This is a genomic window from Pseudarthrobacter arbutini, assembly GCF_054510915.1.
The window spans coordinates 363,495-377,053 of sequence record NZ_JBTNDQ010000001.1 but is presented as its reverse complement, the minus strand read 5'-3'; the positions used below and the strand labels follow the sequence as shown (position 1 = coordinate 377,053).

The window sequence follows — 13,559 nt, the reverse complement described above, 5'->3', positions numbered from 1 at the left end:
ATCCGCGCATCAGCACTAAGGAAGTCAGCTGCCGGTGCCGGCCGGTGCCACTGTAATGCGGACCTGTCCGGCGGGCGCGTCGGATTCGTGCCAGCCGCCCTGATCCTCACGGTCCCAGCTCCGGCCTGCAACATCCACGCGCGTCACCGCCAGGCCCTTGGCGTTGGCAACTGCCCACTGCGCCACGGACCAGGCCTGGGTGCCGTCAGCTGCCACCACGAGCGAATCATTCTCCGTGGTGATGGCGAGCGGCCCGTACGCCAGGGCTAGCTCGGACTCGACGGCGGCGGGGATGCCCGGTTCCTGCGGGGCGCGCAAAGTGCACAGCACGGAGGCGGGTGCTTGGCCGGTCAGGCCGGACGCAAAGGACCGGCCCATATCTTCGTGTTGGGCGTACGCGAGGGGGTATGCCGAGCGCTGGACACGCTGGGCGGCGTCGGTGATTTCCAGGGACTCGTAGCCGGGAACCTTGACCAGGGCATCGTAGAAAGCATTGGCCGCGTAGTACGGGTCCATCACCTGGGCCTCGGTTCCCCACCCCTGCGAGGGACGTTGCTGGAAGAGTCCGCGGGAGTCAGGGCCGGCCTGGTCGCCATGGGCGATGTTGCGCAGCTTGGATTCCTGCATGGCGGTGGCAAGGGCGATGCTGGCTGCCCGGGGAGGCAGCCCGCGCTGCACCGCCACCGCTGTAATCAGTGAGGCATTAACCGCCTGGTCCGTTGCAAGCTCTGCGCTCTGGGTCCCGACGTCGGCCGTGCAGCGCTCCGAGACCAGGGTTTCGGAGCGCTGCAGGAAGGAGACCGCTGTGTAGATGCCGGCGCCCGCCAGCGCCAGGGTAAGCAGCAGCACGGTGGGGCGAACGAAACTGCGTCCACGTGCCACCGACGGGTCAGTTGGCGTGGAGGGCGTCGTTGAGTTCCACTGTCTGGCCCTTGCGCGGCAGCGCCTCGACGGCGCCGGTGGTGGAGTTGCGCCGGAACAGGAGGTTGGGGACGCCGGACAGCTCGGCTGCCTTCACGATCTTGGCGGTGTCCTCGCCATTCTCGTCCTTGGGCCCGGGAACGAGCACACGGGTTCCAGCGGTGACGTAGAGGCCTGCCTCCACCACGGAGTCATCGCCGACGCTGATGCCGACGCCGGAGTTGGCGCCCAGCAGGACGCGCTCACCGATGACGATCTTTTCTTTGCCGCCCCCGGAGAGGGTGCCCATGATCGACGCGCCGCCTCCCACGTCGCTGCCGTCGCCGGCGACGACGCCGGCGGAGATGCGGCCTTCCACCATGGAGGCGCCCAGGGTGCCGGCGTTGAAGTTCACAAAGCCTTCGTGCATCACGGTGGTGCCTTCGGCGAGGTGGGCGCCGAGGCGGACACGGTCGGCGTCGGCGATCCGGACGCCGGCGGGCACCACGTAGTCCACCATGCGCGGGAACTTGTCCACGCCGTAGACGGTGACGGCACCACGGCGGCGAAGTTTGGCGCGGGTCAGTTCGAAGCCTTCCACCGCGGCGGGGCCGAAGTTGGTCCACACCACGTTGGGCAGCTTGCCGAAGATGCCGTCCAGGTTGATCGTGTTGGGCCGGACCAGCCGGTGGGAGAGCAGGTGCAGCCGGAGGTACGCGTCTGCGGTGTCAGCCGGAGCTTCGTCAAGGTTGATCTGGACGAAGACGACTTTCTGCTCGGTCCCGCGGTCAGCGTCCGTGCCGCTCTCGGCGAGCTGGACCAGGGTTTCGTCCGCATTCTCCACGGCACGCAAGTTATCGGCCGCGATGCCCAGGGCGGGCGCCGGGAACCAGACGTCCAGGACGGTGGCTTCGGCACTTTCCTCGCCCGTGGCACTGGCGATGGTTGCCAACCCGAAGCCGTAGGCGGAGCGGGCTTCGGAAGTTGCGTTCTGGTCTTTGGGCGCGGCGGAGGTAGCGGTCTCAGTCATGGCCCCAGTGTACCGAGAGGCGGGCACCGGGTTCGAACTAGACTGGCAACGTGACTGCCGAAACTGCCCCTGAATCGATCACCGTGCCTTTGGACCTCCGCCAGGACGTCTCCGTGCTGACTGCCGCCCTGATGGACATCAACAGTGTCTCCGGGAATGAGACGGAACTGGCGGACGCTGTCGAAGTGGCGCTGCGGGCCATCCCGGAACTCCACGTGGTCCGCGACGGTGACGCCATCATCGCGCGCACGGAACTCGGCAGGGCGGAACGCGTCATCCTCGCCGGACACCTGGACACAGTGCCGCTGCCGGCTAATGAAGGCGCGCGCGGTACCGTCCCGTCCAGCTGGGATTCAGGCATCCCGGGGGAGAGCGTGCTCTACGGACGGGGGGCCACGGACATGAAAGGCGGTGTCGCCGTGCAGCTCGCGCTGGCGGCCACAATGTTCGACGGCGGCGCGGCGCCACAGCGGGACGTCACCTTCGTGTTCTACGACCACGAGGAAGTGGAAGCGGTCAAGAGTGGTCTGGGTCGCCTGGTCCGCAACCACGGCAGCCTCCTGGGCGGCGATTTCGCCATCCTCCTGGAGCCGACCCACGGCACCGTCGAGGGTGGCTGCAACGGCACCAGCCGTTTTGAGGCCACCACGGTGGGTGAGGCAGCACACTCTGCGCGTGCGTGGATGGGCAGCAACGCGATCCATGCGGCGGCGCCCATCCTTGCCCGGCTGGCGGCATACGAACCGCAGACCATCAACGTGGACGGCCTGGACTACCGCGAGAGCCTCAACGCGGTGAAGATCAACGGCGGCACGGCAGGCAACGTGATTCCGGACCGGTGCGTGGTGGAGATCAACTACCGCTTCGCCCCGGACAAGACTCCGGACCAGGCGGAGGCGCATGTGCGCGAACTGTTGGAGGGCTTCGCTGTGGTCCGCACGGACGCTGCCGCCGGTGCGCGCCCGGGACTGAACCACCCTGCCGCGGCGTCCTTCGTAGCCGCCGTGGGTGCCGAGCCGAAACCGAAATACGGCTGGACCGACGTCGCCCGCTTCAGCGAACTGGGGATCCCGGCAGTGAACTTCGGCCCCGGCGATCCGCTGCTGGCACACAAAGACGACGAGCACGTGGACGCCGACGCCATCCGTGAATGCCTGCGTGCTTTGCAAAGTTGGCTTTCGGCCTAGTCCGCAATGCAGAAGGGTCCGCAGCCTGCAGGCTGCGGACCCTTCTGCATGTGTTTTGGGTGTTGCTATTTGCGTCCCGTTACGTCCGGAAGCTCCGGTGCGACGACGGCGGTTGGCGCCGGCGCAACACCGCCTGCCGTCTTCTTGGAACCCCGGCGCTCGATCCAGATTGCGAGCCGGGACACGCAGATGTTGATCACAATGTAGATGGCGGCAGCCACAAAGAAAATGGGGAACAGGAACGCGTTACCCAGGAAGTCCGCCATGACCTGTACTGCGCGCAGAAGTTCGCCGTACGCCACGATGTAGCCCAGGGACGTGTCCTTCAGGAGCACCACGAGTTGGGCAACCAGCGACGGCATCATGCGGCGAACTGCCTGCGGCAGCTCGATGAGCATCCGGGACTGGAAACTGGTCAGGCCGATGGTCAGGCCCGCCTCCCGCTGTCCCTTCGGCAGTGATTGGATGCCGGCCCGGATGATCTCCGCGAAGATAGCGGTGTTGTAGAGGACGAGCCCGGCCACCACTGCGACGAAGGAACTCGTCCCGAATACCAGCAGAACGAAGAGCATCATCAGGACAACCGGCATGCCGCGCAGGAATTCCAGGACCACGCGGGCCGGAATCCGGATCCAGGCCACCAGCGAGATACGCAGGAGGCAGAACATCAGGCCGAGGGGGAACGCGATGACCGCGGCGAGGGCGGCGGCGCTGAGCGTGGCGCCGAGGCCGTTGGCTAGCAGCGTCCAGACGTCGCCCCGGGTGAAGATCGCCCAGCGGCGACCTTCAAAAATGCCCTGCTGGGCGAGGGTCATCACGATCCATGCCAGGAGGCCCAGGATCAGCACGGTTCCAACCACGGAACCGATCAGCGAGACCCGGCGCGCTTTGGGGCCGGGAACGTCGTAGAGGACTGAAGTCATCGGGCAATCGCCACCTTTCGTTCCACCGTGCTGGCAAGGACGCCCAGCGGAATGGTGAGGAGCAGATAGAAGAACGCCACGCCCAGCAGAACTGCCATGACCTGGTCACCGTTGGCGTTGGCCATTTGGCGTCCGTAGCCGAACAGTTCCAGGACAAAGAACGCGCCGGCGACGGAGGAGTTCTTGACGAGGGCAATCAGGATGTTGATCAGCGGCGGGATCACAGTCCGCAGCGCCTGCGGCAGGATAATGAGGTTCAGGACCTGGCCGAAATTCATGCCGATGCTGCGCGCAGCCTCAGCCTGGCCGAGCGGGACGCTGTTAACGCCTGAACGGACTGCTTCAGCAATGAAGGCCGCTGTGTAGGCGCTAAGCGCGATGATCGCTGCGACCTCGAACTGCTGGAATGTCACGCCGAGGCGGGGCAGGACAACCACAGCAAAAAAGAAGGCGATGGTCAGGGGTGTGTTCCGGAGGATTTCCACGTAGACGGTGCTGAAACCCCGCAGGGCTGCAACAGGGGAAACGCGGGCGGCTGCCAGGAGTGTTCCGAGGATGAGGGCGATGATCCCGGAGACGACGGACAGGAAAAGAGTGCGGAGAAGGCCTTCCCAATAAAGAGGGAGGTTTTCAATGATGACTTCCATAGGATCCTTCGGCTCTAGGCATAGGGGTCAAAAGCAGGGTGGCGGCTTCCGGGGAACGCGTGTAACGAATTCCACGGAAGCCGCCGTTGCTACCTAGTAGCGGACGATGGCAGGAAGCTCAGGGGCGGTCTTGATGACCGAACCTGCAGTTGCTTCCCAGGCCTTCTTGTAGGACCCGTCCTTGCCAAACGCCTCGAGCTGGTCGTTGATCCAGTTGCGGAACTCGGTGTCGCCCTTCTTCAGGCCAATGCCGTACGGCTCCTTGGTGAAGGTTTCATCCGAGGCCAGCTTGAAGACCTCAGGCTCCTTGTCCACAAAGCCGGCCAGGATCACGTTGTCCGTGGTGATGGCTTCAACCTGCTTGTTGCGCAGCGGCTCAAGGCAGGCCGAGTAGGTCCCGGCAGGCGACAGTTCGGCTTGGTACTTCTCAACGATCGTGGCAGCAGGGGTGGAGCCGGTCACGGAGCAAACCTTCTTGCCCTTGACGTCTTCGGGCTTCTTGATGGTGTCGTTGTCCTTGAGGACCATCAGCGCCTGGCCTGCCTCGTAGTACGGGCCGGCAAAGTCCACAACCTGCTTGCGCTTGTCGTTGATGGTGTACGTGGCGATGACCAGGTCTACCCTGCCCTGTTCGATGAACGGTTCGCGGTTGGCAGAGACAGTCTCTGACCATTCGATCTTGTCCGCAGCGATGCCCAGCTTGGCAGCGATCAGCTTGCCCATCTCGACGTCGAAGCCCACCGGCTTGCCGTCCAGACCCACCTGTCCGAAGAGCGGCTGGTCGTACTTTGTGCCGATCTTGATGGTGCCAGCGGCGGACAGCTTGGCCATGGTGGTGCCGGCGGCAAACGTCGGCTTGTCGGCAACAGTGGGATCGCTGGTGGTGCCGGGGGTGGTGCCGCCGCATGCGCTCAGGGACAACGCCAGGGCAGCAGTAGCCGCCACGAAGAACGACTTCCGGCGGGTCATAAATGCCTTCATGACATTCCTTTCATTGGTCGGCCGTGGGTCACGGCCTGGTGCGAACTGGAGGGTGTGTTCGTTGATGGAAACTCAGTGAGTGAGTAGCTTGGACAGGAAGTCCTTCGCGCGCTCACTCTTCGGGTTGGTGAAGAATTCTTCCGGCTTGGTATCCTCTACGATCTGGCCATCCGCCATGAAAACCACACGGTCGGCGGCTTTCCGGGCGAAGCCCATTTCGTGCGTGACCACAACCATGGTCATGCCTTCCTTGGCCAGCTGGATCATGACGTCAAGGACCTCGTTGATCATCTCGGGGTCCAGCGCAGAGGTGGGCTCATCAAAGAGCATGACCTTTGGTTTCATCGCCAGGGCGCGGGCGATGGCCACGCGTTGCTGCTGGCCGCCGGAGAGCTGCGCCGGGAGTTTGGGGGCCTGGTGCCCCACGCCCACGCGCTCCAGCAATGCCATGGCTTCCTTGTCGGCCTGGGCCTTGGCAACGCCTTTGACTTTGATGGGACCAAGCGTCACGTTCTCAAGGATGGTCTTGTGCGCGAAGAGGTTGAAGGACTGAAAAACCATCCCGACGTCGGCGCGGAGCTGGGCCAGCTCCTTCCCCTCCTCCGGCAACACCTTTCCATCAATGCTGATGGTGCCGCCTTCGATGGTTTCCAGACGGTTGATGGCACGGCACAACGTGGACTTTCCTGAGCCTGACGGGCCAATGACCACCACCACTTCGCCCTTACGGACGTGGAGATTGATGTCCTTCAAAACGTGCAACTGACCGTAATGCTTATTCACACCATTCAGGGAGACGAGCGCATCGCCGGGCACATGAGTAGTCATAAAGAAGAATCTAGCGAACATTGGCTGGTTATGAGGTGAATCACGCCAAGTTCGCGCGGATCGTGATTCAAGAGATACCTGCCACAGGCAGGCTGGCCTTGGCATTAGCCTTGTGGGATGAGCATCAACGCAGATCCGGCCAAAACTTCCCAGCCGCGCCGTAAGGGGCCCCTTGAACTCCGTCGCAAGCAGGCGGCTGTGGAAATGTCCGACCAGCATTTGCTTGATACCAAAGGCGCAGGACAGTTCGTCCATTCAGACCCCTGGCGTGTCCTCCGGATCCAGAGCGAGTTCGTCGAGGGGTTCGGCGCGCTTGCCGATCTGGGGCCCGCCGTCAGTGTCTTCGGCTCGGCGCGCACCAAGCCCGGCAGCCCGTACTACGAAATGGGCATGGAAGTAGGCCGGAAGCTGGCAGCCGCGGGCGTGGCCGTCATTACCGGCGGCGGTCCGGGCTCCATGGAGGCCGCCAACCGCGGCACCGTGGAAGGCAACGGCGTCTCCGTCGGCCTGGGCATTGAATTGCCCTTCGAGCAGGGCCTGAACCAGTGGGTGGACCTCGGCATTAACTTCCGCTACTTCTTCGCCCGGAAGACCATGTTCGTCAAGTATGCCCAGGGCTTCATCGTTCTTCCCGGCGGGTTGGGAACGCTGGATGAACTCTTTGAAGCCATGGTCCTGGTCCAGACCCAGAAAGTGACCTCCTTCCCGATCGTGCTCCTCGGCGTCGACTTCTGGGGGCCGATGATCGAATGGATCAAGGGCACCCTCGTGGCCGAGGGAATGGTCTCCGCAAAGGACCTGGACCTCATCCAGGTGGTGGACGATCCCGCCGAAGCGGTGCAACTGGTGCTGCACTGGACGCCCCCGGTTTCCACCAACGGCGAGCAACGGCCCGAATAGGCGGCCAGCCCATATCTGGCACGATGGGTGCTGTGAGTTTTTTCCTGGTCTACCTCGCCATCGTGCTGATCGCCGCCACCCTGTGGGCAGGCGCCGGTGGCCGCCGCGGCATTCTGCGCAGCCTCCGCCGGGGCAGTGAACCGGCCACAGGCTCCGAGGTCCCGGAGAATCCGATTCTCTACCAGGGGTTCGGGCAGCCGCCCGCCAACCTTCCGCCGGTGCTGCTGCCCGCGGACGCTGCACCTGCCGACGTCGACCGGGTCCGCTTCTCCCTCGGCCTGCGTGGGTACCGGATGGACCAGGTGGACCAGGTCCTCGACGAACTGCGGGACCAGATCGCGGCCAAAGACGAAGAAATGGGCAGGCTCCGGGCACGGCTGCTGGAATCGGAACGGGCGGCGCACCCGGAGGCCGGCGCTTGAGCACTGACACGGGGGACCGGACGGGCCCGACGGCGTTGATCACCGCATTCGGCGCCCGCGCCATGTGGGCAGTCCAACGCTGGCCCTGGTGGCTGCAGGTTGCCGCCCTCTACGCCACTGCCCGGCTGGTCAGCGCCTGCATCTTTATGGCAGCAGCGCTGCACCAAGGACCCAACCCGTGGTTTCCGGCCGGCCCTGACTACTGGAACTTCATCAATATCTGGGATGCGCGATGGTACGGCCGGATCATCACCGACGGTTATCCCTCACCGCTTCCAACGGATGCCGCCGGCAACGTGCAGGAAAATGCGTGGGCCTTCTATCCGCTCTTCCCGGCCCTGGGCCGTGCGCTCGCAAGCCTGACCGGAATCAGCCCTGCCGTGGCGCTGACGGTCGTCGCCATGCTGGCGGGGTTGGGTGCGGCGCTGGTTTTGTACTGCCTGTTCAGGCACAAGGCTTCGCACACAGCGGCGCTTTGGGGCGTGGCATTCTTCGCGACCTTTCCGGTGTCCGCCATTCTCCAGGTCCCGTACGCGGAGCCCCTTACCGTTTTCCTGCTGGCCACCGCCCTGCTGCTCGTCATCAGGCGTCATTATTTCGTTGCCATGCCGGTGGTCCTGCTGCTGTGCCTCTCCCGACCCGTGGGCGTTCCCTTTGCCGCCATGGTGGGGCTTCTCTTCCTCTGGCGACTGGTCGAACGGGGGCGCGAGGAGCGGCTGGGCACCCACAGCCTCGGGGAGCTGGCGTCCCTGGCGGGCCTAACCGTGGTGTGCGGTGCCTCGGCACTGCTGTGGCCGGCAGCGGCCTGGGCCGCCACCGGAGATATTGAGGCGTATACCAAAACCGAAACAGTGTGGCGCGGCCATGACCTGGTGCCCTTCAAGCCCTGGTTCGACGCCGGCGTCGACCTCTTTGGCCCCGTCCTGGGGATCGTGGCGCCATTCGTCTTTGCGGGCCTCTTTGCGCTCCTGCTGTTCTCCCCGCCGGTGGTCCGGCTTGGTGTGGAACTGCGCTTGTGGTGCGCCTGCTACATGGGTTACCTCCTGGTGTTCCTCCACCCCCAGACCAGTACTTTCCGGATGCTGCTCCCGCTGTTCCCGTTGGCCCTGGCTGCCGCGCTCTTGTCCCGGTCGAAGGCATACCGCGGCACGGCCCTGACAATGTTTGTCCTGCTCCAGATCGTGTGGATCGTCTGGCTGTGGGCATGGGCGCAGCTTCCGGGCGGCGGCGATTATCCGCCGTGATCGTGGGCGGCGCCTGGCCGGCGGATTGGGGAATCCGACGCGGCCGTAAATGTCCATCGATTAGCTACGTGCGGGTCATTACGGGATAATAGTAAGTAAGCAGGGACAAAAAGCATTCAGAAATGTTCAGCCATGGCGGCATCAGTACGGGCCGCCATAGCGGCTTGATTTGACCATGCGGACACAGCCCATCCGGGCTGATATGTCCTGGGACTAAATGGAGGGGAAATTCCTCATGGCGGCTATGAAACCACGCACCGGCGACGGCCCTATGGAAGTCACCAAAGAGGGCCGTAGCCTGATCATGCGCGTACCGCTCGAAGGCGGCGGACGGCTTGTGGTGGAACTGAACGCTGCGGAGGCGGCCAACCTTAAGGAATGCCTCGTCGGCGTGACTGAATAATCCTGTTCGGCGTTGCCGAATAATCCCGCAGGGCCAAGGTCCGCAGCCAACCGGCTGCGGACCTTGGCTTATTTGCTGTGGATCTACTTCTTAACCGCGACCAGCAGGCCGTCGCCAGTGGGAAGCATCGCGGACGCCAGGCGGTCGTCGTCGCGGATTGCCTTGCCCACCTGGCGGAGCACCACAGTGTTGGACTCCCGGACAGCCGGGTTGGCCACGCGGTCCTTGTCCAGTGCGTCATTAATGATGAGCAGCCCGCCGGCCTTCAGGAGCCGGACGGCCTGTTCCACGTAGCCGGGCAGGCCGGGCTTGTCGGCATCAACAAACACCAGGTCATAAGCGGAGTCGGTCAGGCGCGGGAGGACATCACCGGCGCGGCCGGAAATGGTACGGGTGCGGTTGGCCGGGCTGCCGGCCTCCGAAAAAGCTTCACGTGCCGCCTTCAGATGTTCGACGTCCACGTCGATGGTGGTCAGCACTGCCTGCGGTCCGAGCCCCCGCAGGATGCATACCCCCGAGACACCCGCGCCTGTGCCGATTTCGACGGCGGTCTGGGCCTTCGAGCCCGCAGCCAGCACCGTCAGGACCGCACCAACACCTGCGCCGATGGGCGTCACGCCCAGTTCGAAAGAGCGCTCCCTGGCACGAAGCATAACCTCATCCTCTGCGGGCAGATCTTCTGCATAGGACCAGCTCGTGGATTTGTCGGCGCTCATGTGATTCGCTTTCTGGGCGGCAGGGGAGTGTTTAGTACAGCCTACTGTGTGAGGGGGTGCCAGCCGCGGAAGGGAATCGTTGTGCCTCTGGCTGAAGAACCGCCCCGGTCAGGAAATTCCCAGCCAACTTTGAAATGATGGATATCCGGTCATCCGTGAGGTGATCGGCGCCGAACAAGAGATGTCAACAGTATCCGGGCGATAGCAATCCACGATGGGAGTGGACGATGTCAGCATCAGGTATGGCGCCTGTCCCTGCGACGCAAGATTCCGCCGCTGTATGGGTCAGGCCCACTTGGGAGGAAGTGGTGGCCAACCACTCCGCCAAGGTCTACCGGCTGGCGTACCGCCTGACGGGGAACAAGTTCGACGCCGAGGACCTCACCCAGGAGGTGTTCGTCCGCGTCTTCCGGTCACTGGAGAATTTCAAGCCAGGGACACTGGATGGCTGGCTGCACCGCATCACCACCAACCTGTTCCTGGACCAGGCGCGCCGGAAAACCCGCATCCGGTTTGACGCGCTGGCCGAAGACGCCGAGTCCCGGATCCCCGGGCGTGAACCCGGACCGGAACAGAGCTTCGAACACAACAACCTGGACCTCGATGTGCAGGCTGCCTTGGAGGAGCTGCCCCCGGACTTCCGCGCCGCCGTCGTGCTTTGCGACCTGGAAGGCCTGTCCTACGACGAAGTGGCCGCTGCACTCGGCGTCAAACTGGGTACCGTCCGTTCCCGTATCCACCGGGGCCGGACCATGCTGCGCGAAAAGCTGGCCCACCGCGATCCCAGGCCACAGCAAGGACGCACGCCGAAGCTTTCGCTGCCGCGCATCGCCAGCATCCTCTGATCGGCACCATGACGCCCCAGAACCCCTTCGGCCGCCGGCATCACCGCGGCGCCGACCACGTGCAGACCTGCGCAGAATGTGCAGCGGCGCTAAAGCGTGAACGCCAGTACATCGAGCGGCTCCGTGACGCGGCCGTGCCGCCTGCCAGCGAGGACCTGACGGCCCGGCTGCTGGTCAGGACGCAGCTGCTCGCGGCCGCGGCCGAGCCAGCCCCGAGCCCGTACCGGGCCGCGCGAGCCGTGGCACTTGCCGCCGGCGGGACAGCAGCAGCCGCTGGAATTCTTGCCGTCAGCGCGTTTGCGCTGGCGGGGGACAGCCTGCCCGTCGCCCAATTTGCCATCAACGGGAGCCTGGTGCAGCATACGGCCCAGCTACCGGCCGACGGCAGGGAGATCAGTGCTCCGCAGTTGTTGGCCCTACGCTCTGAAGGCTGGGTCTGTCCGGACCTGGCATCACTCGGCTTCCACGTCCGGAGCGCCAATGCCATAACGCTGAATGGGCGGCCGGCGGTGGAAATGCACCTGACTGATGGGCAACACTATGCCACCATCGTGGAACAGCATCCCGTGGACGCCCAGCAGCAGTCGGGTCAGGACGCCGAGCAGAACTCCGGTGAGAACGAGGGAAAGCTGCTGGTCAGCGGCTTGGCGCCCTGGACGGCCACCGTGGAGACCACTGCAGGAACTTTCACTGTTGAGTCCGACCTCCCGGCGGAGCAGGCCGATGACGCCGTTCCAGTGCTGCAGCGGCTCGGCGTCCTCGCCGTAGAAGGAATTAACGCGGGTGTCAGCACCGCGCCTGCCGACTCCCCGGTGACCGCAGCGGACGACTCTCCCGCCGCCCGGTTGGAGCGGGGAATCCACAAACTCGGGGAGATGCTGGCTCCGTGATGCAGGCACTTTGCGACGCTGGCGGGCAGGAATCGTCAGCGGGGCTCCGGAGAGGGTAATCTTCCTAAAGTGTTTGGAATCAACGGCCCGGAGTTCTTCCTCCTGCTGATCATCGGCATCCTGGTGATCGGTCCCCAGCGCCTGCCCGAATACACCCAGAAACTTGCGAATCTCGTGAAGGAAGTCCGCCGGATGGCCTCCGGTGCCCGGGAGCAGATCAAGGAAGAAGTCGGCATCGACATCGACGATGTCGACTGGAAGAAATACGATCCCCGCCAGTACGATCCGCGGCGCATCATCAAGGAAGCCCTCCTGGACGACGACACCAAGTCCGTCAGTGCCGGAGCTCCGGCCGCGGTGGCTGCTGTTGCCGGTGCAGGGGCGCTTGGCGCAACCGGGACGGCCGCTTCCCGTCCGGAACGCGTGGTCCAGTCATTGCCGCCGGGCGAACCCGCGCCGTTCGATTCCGAAGCCACCTAGGCCCCCGTTGCCTCTGGTGGGCAGCGTTGCGTTAACGCGGCTGCAGGCCCAGTTTCATCCCCGTCAGGCCCCTGGGCCTGGCAGCAAGTTTTCCGGCGATGTCGGTCAAAGCAATGGCCGCCGGAGTGTCTGGCCGGCCAAGCACGATGGGCGTGCCGGCGTCGCCGCCTTCCCGCAGCAGGATGTCCAGCGGAATCTTACCCAGGAGCGGCACATCGGTGCCCACCGTCGTTGTGAGCCGTTCGGCGAGGACCGCCCCACCGCCGCTTCCAAACAGCTCCATCCTCCCGCCGTCGGGCATTTCCAGGTATGACATGTTCTCGATGACGCCGGCCACCGTCTGACCCGTCTGGGTGGCGATGGCACCGGCGCGCTCGGCGACGTCGGCAGCTGCGGCCTGGGGTGTAGTGACCACCAGGATCTCGGCCTTCGGCAGCAACTGGGCCACCGAAATCGCGATGTCACCGGTGCCGGGCGGCAGGTCGAGGAACAGGGCGTCGAGGTCGCCGAAGTAGACGTCCGTCAGGAACTGTTCCAGGGCCCGGTGGAGCATCGGCCCCCGCCAGGCAACCGGCTGGTTTCCGGCGACGAACATACCGATGGAAATCACTTTTACGCCGTAGGCCACCGGCGGCAGGATCATGTCGTCCACCCGGGTGGGCGCCTGCGTGATGCCCATCAGGGCCGGAACCGAGAAGCCATGGACGTCGGCGTCCACAATGCCCACACGGAGGCCTTGGGCGGCCAGGGCGCAGGCAAGGTTGACGGTCAGCGATGACTTGCCCACACCGCCCTTGCCGCTTGCCACCGCGAACACCTTGGTCAGGGACGCCGGCTCGTTGAACGGAATCCCGCGCTGCCCGGAGGCGCCGCGGAGCTGTTCCTTCAGGGCGTCCCGCTGGGCCTGGTTCATCACTTTCAGTTCAACCTCGACGGCGGTCACGCCCGGAACTGCGGACAGCGCCTTCTCGGAGTCTGCGGTAATGGTCCCGCGCAGGGGGCAGCCCGCGATGGTCAGCAGGACAGCCAGCCTGACCCGGCCGTCCGCAGCGACATCCACGGACTCCACCATGCCCAGTTCCGTGATGGGACGGCGGAGCTCAGGATCAATCACGGTGGCCAGCGCAGCGTGGACTGCCTGCTCCAGGGAGGCGCTCATGCGG

The 13,559-nt window shown here is 64.7% G+C and carries 16 protein-coding genes; 8 read left to right on the top strand and 8 right to left on the bottom strand.

The genetic code is table 11. The features are described 5' to 3' along the window. Nucleotides 1-24: 24 nt before the first annotated feature. Both ACX80V_RS01745 and dapD read right to left on the bottom strand, forming a co-directional pair. Nucleotides 25-882: a transglycosylase SLT domain-containing protein gene (locus tag ACX80V_RS01745; protein WP_485841711.1), complete on the bottom strand. Its 858-nt coding sequence runs from the start codon at nt 880-882 to the stop codon at nt 25-27. A gap of 7 nt (nt 883-889) precedes the next feature. Next, a complete protein-coding gene (dapD, locus tag ACX80V_RS01740; RefSeq protein ID WP_485841710.1) occupies nt 890-1,930 on the bottom strand; it encodes a 2,3,4,5-tetrahydropyridine-2,6-dicarboxylate N-succinyltransferase in 1,041 nt (346 codons plus the stop codon). Between the two features lie 50 nt (nt 1,931-1,980). Between dapD and dapE the strand changes: the two genes are divergently transcribed. Beyond that, a complete protein-coding gene (gene dapE / locus ACX80V_RS01735; RefSeq protein ID WP_485841709.1) occupies nt 1,981-3,117 on the top strand; it encodes a succinyl-diaminopimelate desuccinylase in 1,137 nt (378 codons plus the stop codon). Between the two features lie 65 nt (nt 3,118-3,182). Here the strand turns inward: dapE and ACX80V_RS01730 are convergent, their stop codons facing one another. From ACX80V_RS01730 to ACX80V_RS01715, 4 genes are all read right to left on the bottom strand, one after another. Then, nucleotides 3,183-4,040 (bottom strand): amino acid ABC transporter permease, encoded by an 858-nt coding sequence (locus ACX80V_RS01730; protein ID WP_485841708.1) that lies wholly within the window; start codon nt 4,038-4,040, stop codon nt 3,183-3,185. Further along, nucleotides 4,037-4,687, bottom strand: coding sequence for an amino acid ABC transporter permease (locus ACX80V_RS01725; protein ID WP_058931852.1), 651 nt, complete (start codon nt 4,685-4,687; stop codon nt 4,037-4,039). The genes ACX80V_RS01730 and ACX80V_RS01725 overlap by 4 nt, the downstream gene beginning before the upstream one ends. 93 nt (nt 4,688-4,780) lie before the next feature. After that, the gene (locus tag ACX80V_RS01720) at nt 4,781-5,668 is read right to left on the bottom strand and encodes a glutamate ABC transporter substrate-binding protein (RefSeq protein WP_058931853.1); all 888 of its coding nucleotides are present in this window, start codon (nt 5,666-5,668) and stop codon (nt 4,781-4,783) included. A gap of 72 nt (nt 5,669-5,740) precedes the next feature. Further along, nucleotides 5,741-6,496 (bottom strand): amino acid ABC transporter ATP-binding protein, encoded by a 756-nt coding sequence (locus ACX80V_RS01715; protein ID WP_485841707.1) that lies wholly within the window; start codon nt 6,494-6,496, stop codon nt 5,741-5,743. Between the two features lie 117 nt (nt 6,497-6,613). Between ACX80V_RS01715 and ACX80V_RS01710 the strand changes: the two genes are divergently transcribed. From ACX80V_RS01710 to ACX80V_RS01695, 4 genes are all read left to right on the top strand, one after another. Next, a complete protein-coding gene (locus ACX80V_RS01710; RefSeq protein ID WP_485841706.1) occupies nt 6,614-7,396 on the top strand; it encodes an LOG family protein in 783 nt (260 codons plus the stop codon). A gap of 23 nt (nt 7,397-7,419) precedes the next feature. Beyond that, nucleotides 7,420-7,818: a DivIVA domain-containing protein gene (locus tag ACX80V_RS01705; protein ID WP_058931856.1), complete on the top strand. Its 399-nt coding sequence runs from the start codon at nt 7,420-7,422 to the stop codon at nt 7,816-7,818. A gap of 62 nt (nt 7,819-7,880) precedes the next feature. Continuing rightward, a complete protein-coding gene (locus tag ACX80V_RS01700) occupies nt 7,881-9,062 on the top strand; it encodes a putative hexosyltransferase (RefSeq protein WP_485841766.1) in 1,182 nt (393 codons plus the stop codon). 235 nt (nt 9,063-9,297) lie between these two features. Then, nucleotides 9,298-9,465: a DUF3117 domain-containing protein gene (locus ACX80V_RS01695; RefSeq protein WP_009357720.1), complete on the top strand. Its 168-nt coding sequence runs from the start codon at nt 9,298-9,300 to the stop codon at nt 9,463-9,465. Between the two features lie 83 nt (nt 9,466-9,548). Here the strand turns inward: ACX80V_RS01695 and ACX80V_RS01690 are convergent, their stop codons facing one another. Next, nucleotides 9,549-10,181, bottom strand: coding sequence for an O-methyltransferase (locus tag ACX80V_RS01690; RefSeq protein ID WP_056343985.1), 633 nt, complete (start codon nt 10,179-10,181; stop codon nt 9,549-9,551). A 227-nt stretch (nt 10,182-10,408) separates the two neighbouring features. Between ACX80V_RS01690 and sigE the strand changes: the two genes are divergently transcribed. From sigE to ACX80V_RS01675, 3 genes are all read left to right on the top strand, one after another. After that, complete coding sequence (gene sigE / locus ACX80V_RS01685) at nt 10,409-11,026, top strand: RNA polymerase sigma factor SigE (RefSeq protein WP_485841705.1); 618 nt, start codon at nt 10,409-10,411, stop codon at nt 11,024-11,026. Between the two features lie 8 nt (nt 11,027-11,034). Then, complete coding sequence (locus ACX80V_RS01680) at nt 11,035-11,916, top strand: anti-sigma factor (protein WP_485841704.1); 882 nt, start codon at nt 11,035-11,037, stop codon at nt 11,914-11,916. A gap of 69 nt (nt 11,917-11,985) precedes the next feature. Next, entirely contained in the window at nt 11,986-12,396 is a 411-nt protein-coding gene (locus ACX80V_RS01675) for a twin-arginine translocase TatA/TatE family subunit (protein WP_485841703.1), read from the top strand. Nucleotides 12,397-12,427: 31 nt separating this feature from the next. Here ACX80V_RS01675 and ACX80V_RS01670 read toward each other — a convergent pair whose 3' ends face one another. Then, entirely contained in the window at nt 12,428-13,555 is a 1,128-nt protein-coding gene (locus ACX80V_RS01670) for an Mrp/NBP35 family ATP-binding protein (protein ID WP_485841702.1), read from the bottom strand. Between the last annotated feature and the right edge of the window lie 4 nt (nt 13,556-13,559).

Coding starts and splice junctions, on each gene's coding strand:
- ACX80V_RS01720 (WP_058931853.1), bottom strand. CDS start 5,668: ATGAAGGCATTTATGACCCGCCGGAAGTCGTTCTTCGTGGCGGCTACT.
- ACX80V_RS01725 (WP_058931852.1), bottom strand. CDS start 4,687: ATGGAAGTCATCATTGAAAACCTCCCTCTTTATTGGGAAGGCCTTCTC.
- ACX80V_RS01690 (WP_056343985.1), bottom strand. CDS start 10,181: ATGAGCGCCGACAAATCCACGAGCTGGTCCTATGCAGAAGATCTGCCC.
- ACX80V_RS01680 (WP_485841704.1), top strand. CDS start 11,035: ATGACGCCCCAGAACCCCTTCGGCCGCCGGCATCACCGCGGCGCCGAC.
- ACX80V_RS01715 (WP_485841707.1), bottom strand. CDS start 6,496: ATGACTACTCATGTGCCCGGCGATGCGCTCGTCTCCCTGAATGGTGTG.
- dapD (WP_485841710.1), bottom strand. CDS start 1,930: ATGACTGAGACCGCTACCTCCGCCGCGCCCAAAGACCAGAACGCAACT.
- ACX80V_RS01730 (WP_485841708.1), bottom strand. CDS start 4,040: ATGACTTCAGTCCTCTACGACGTTCCCGGCCCCAAAGCGCGCCGGGTC.
- ACX80V_RS01700 (WP_485841766.1), top strand. CDS start 7,881: ATGTGGGCAGTCCAACGCTGGCCCTGGTGGCTGCAGGTTGCCGCCCTC.
- sigE (WP_485841705.1), top strand. CDS start 10,409: ATGTCAGCATCAGGTATGGCGCCTGTCCCTGCGACGCAAGATTCCGCC.
- ACX80V_RS01695 (WP_009357720.1), top strand. CDS start 9,298: ATGGCGGCTATGAAACCACGCACCGGCGACGGCCCTATGGAAGTCACC.
- ACX80V_RS01710 (WP_485841706.1), top strand. CDS start 6,614: ATGAGCATCAACGCAGATCCGGCCAAAACTTCCCAGCCGCGCCGTAAG.
- ACX80V_RS01705 (WP_058931856.1), top strand. CDS start 7,420: ATGGGTGCTGTGAGTTTTTTCCTGGTCTACCTCGCCATCGTGCTGATC.
- ACX80V_RS01670 (WP_485841702.1), bottom strand. CDS start 13,555: ATGAGCGCCTCCCTGGAGCAGGCAGTCCACGCTGCGCTGGCCACCGTG.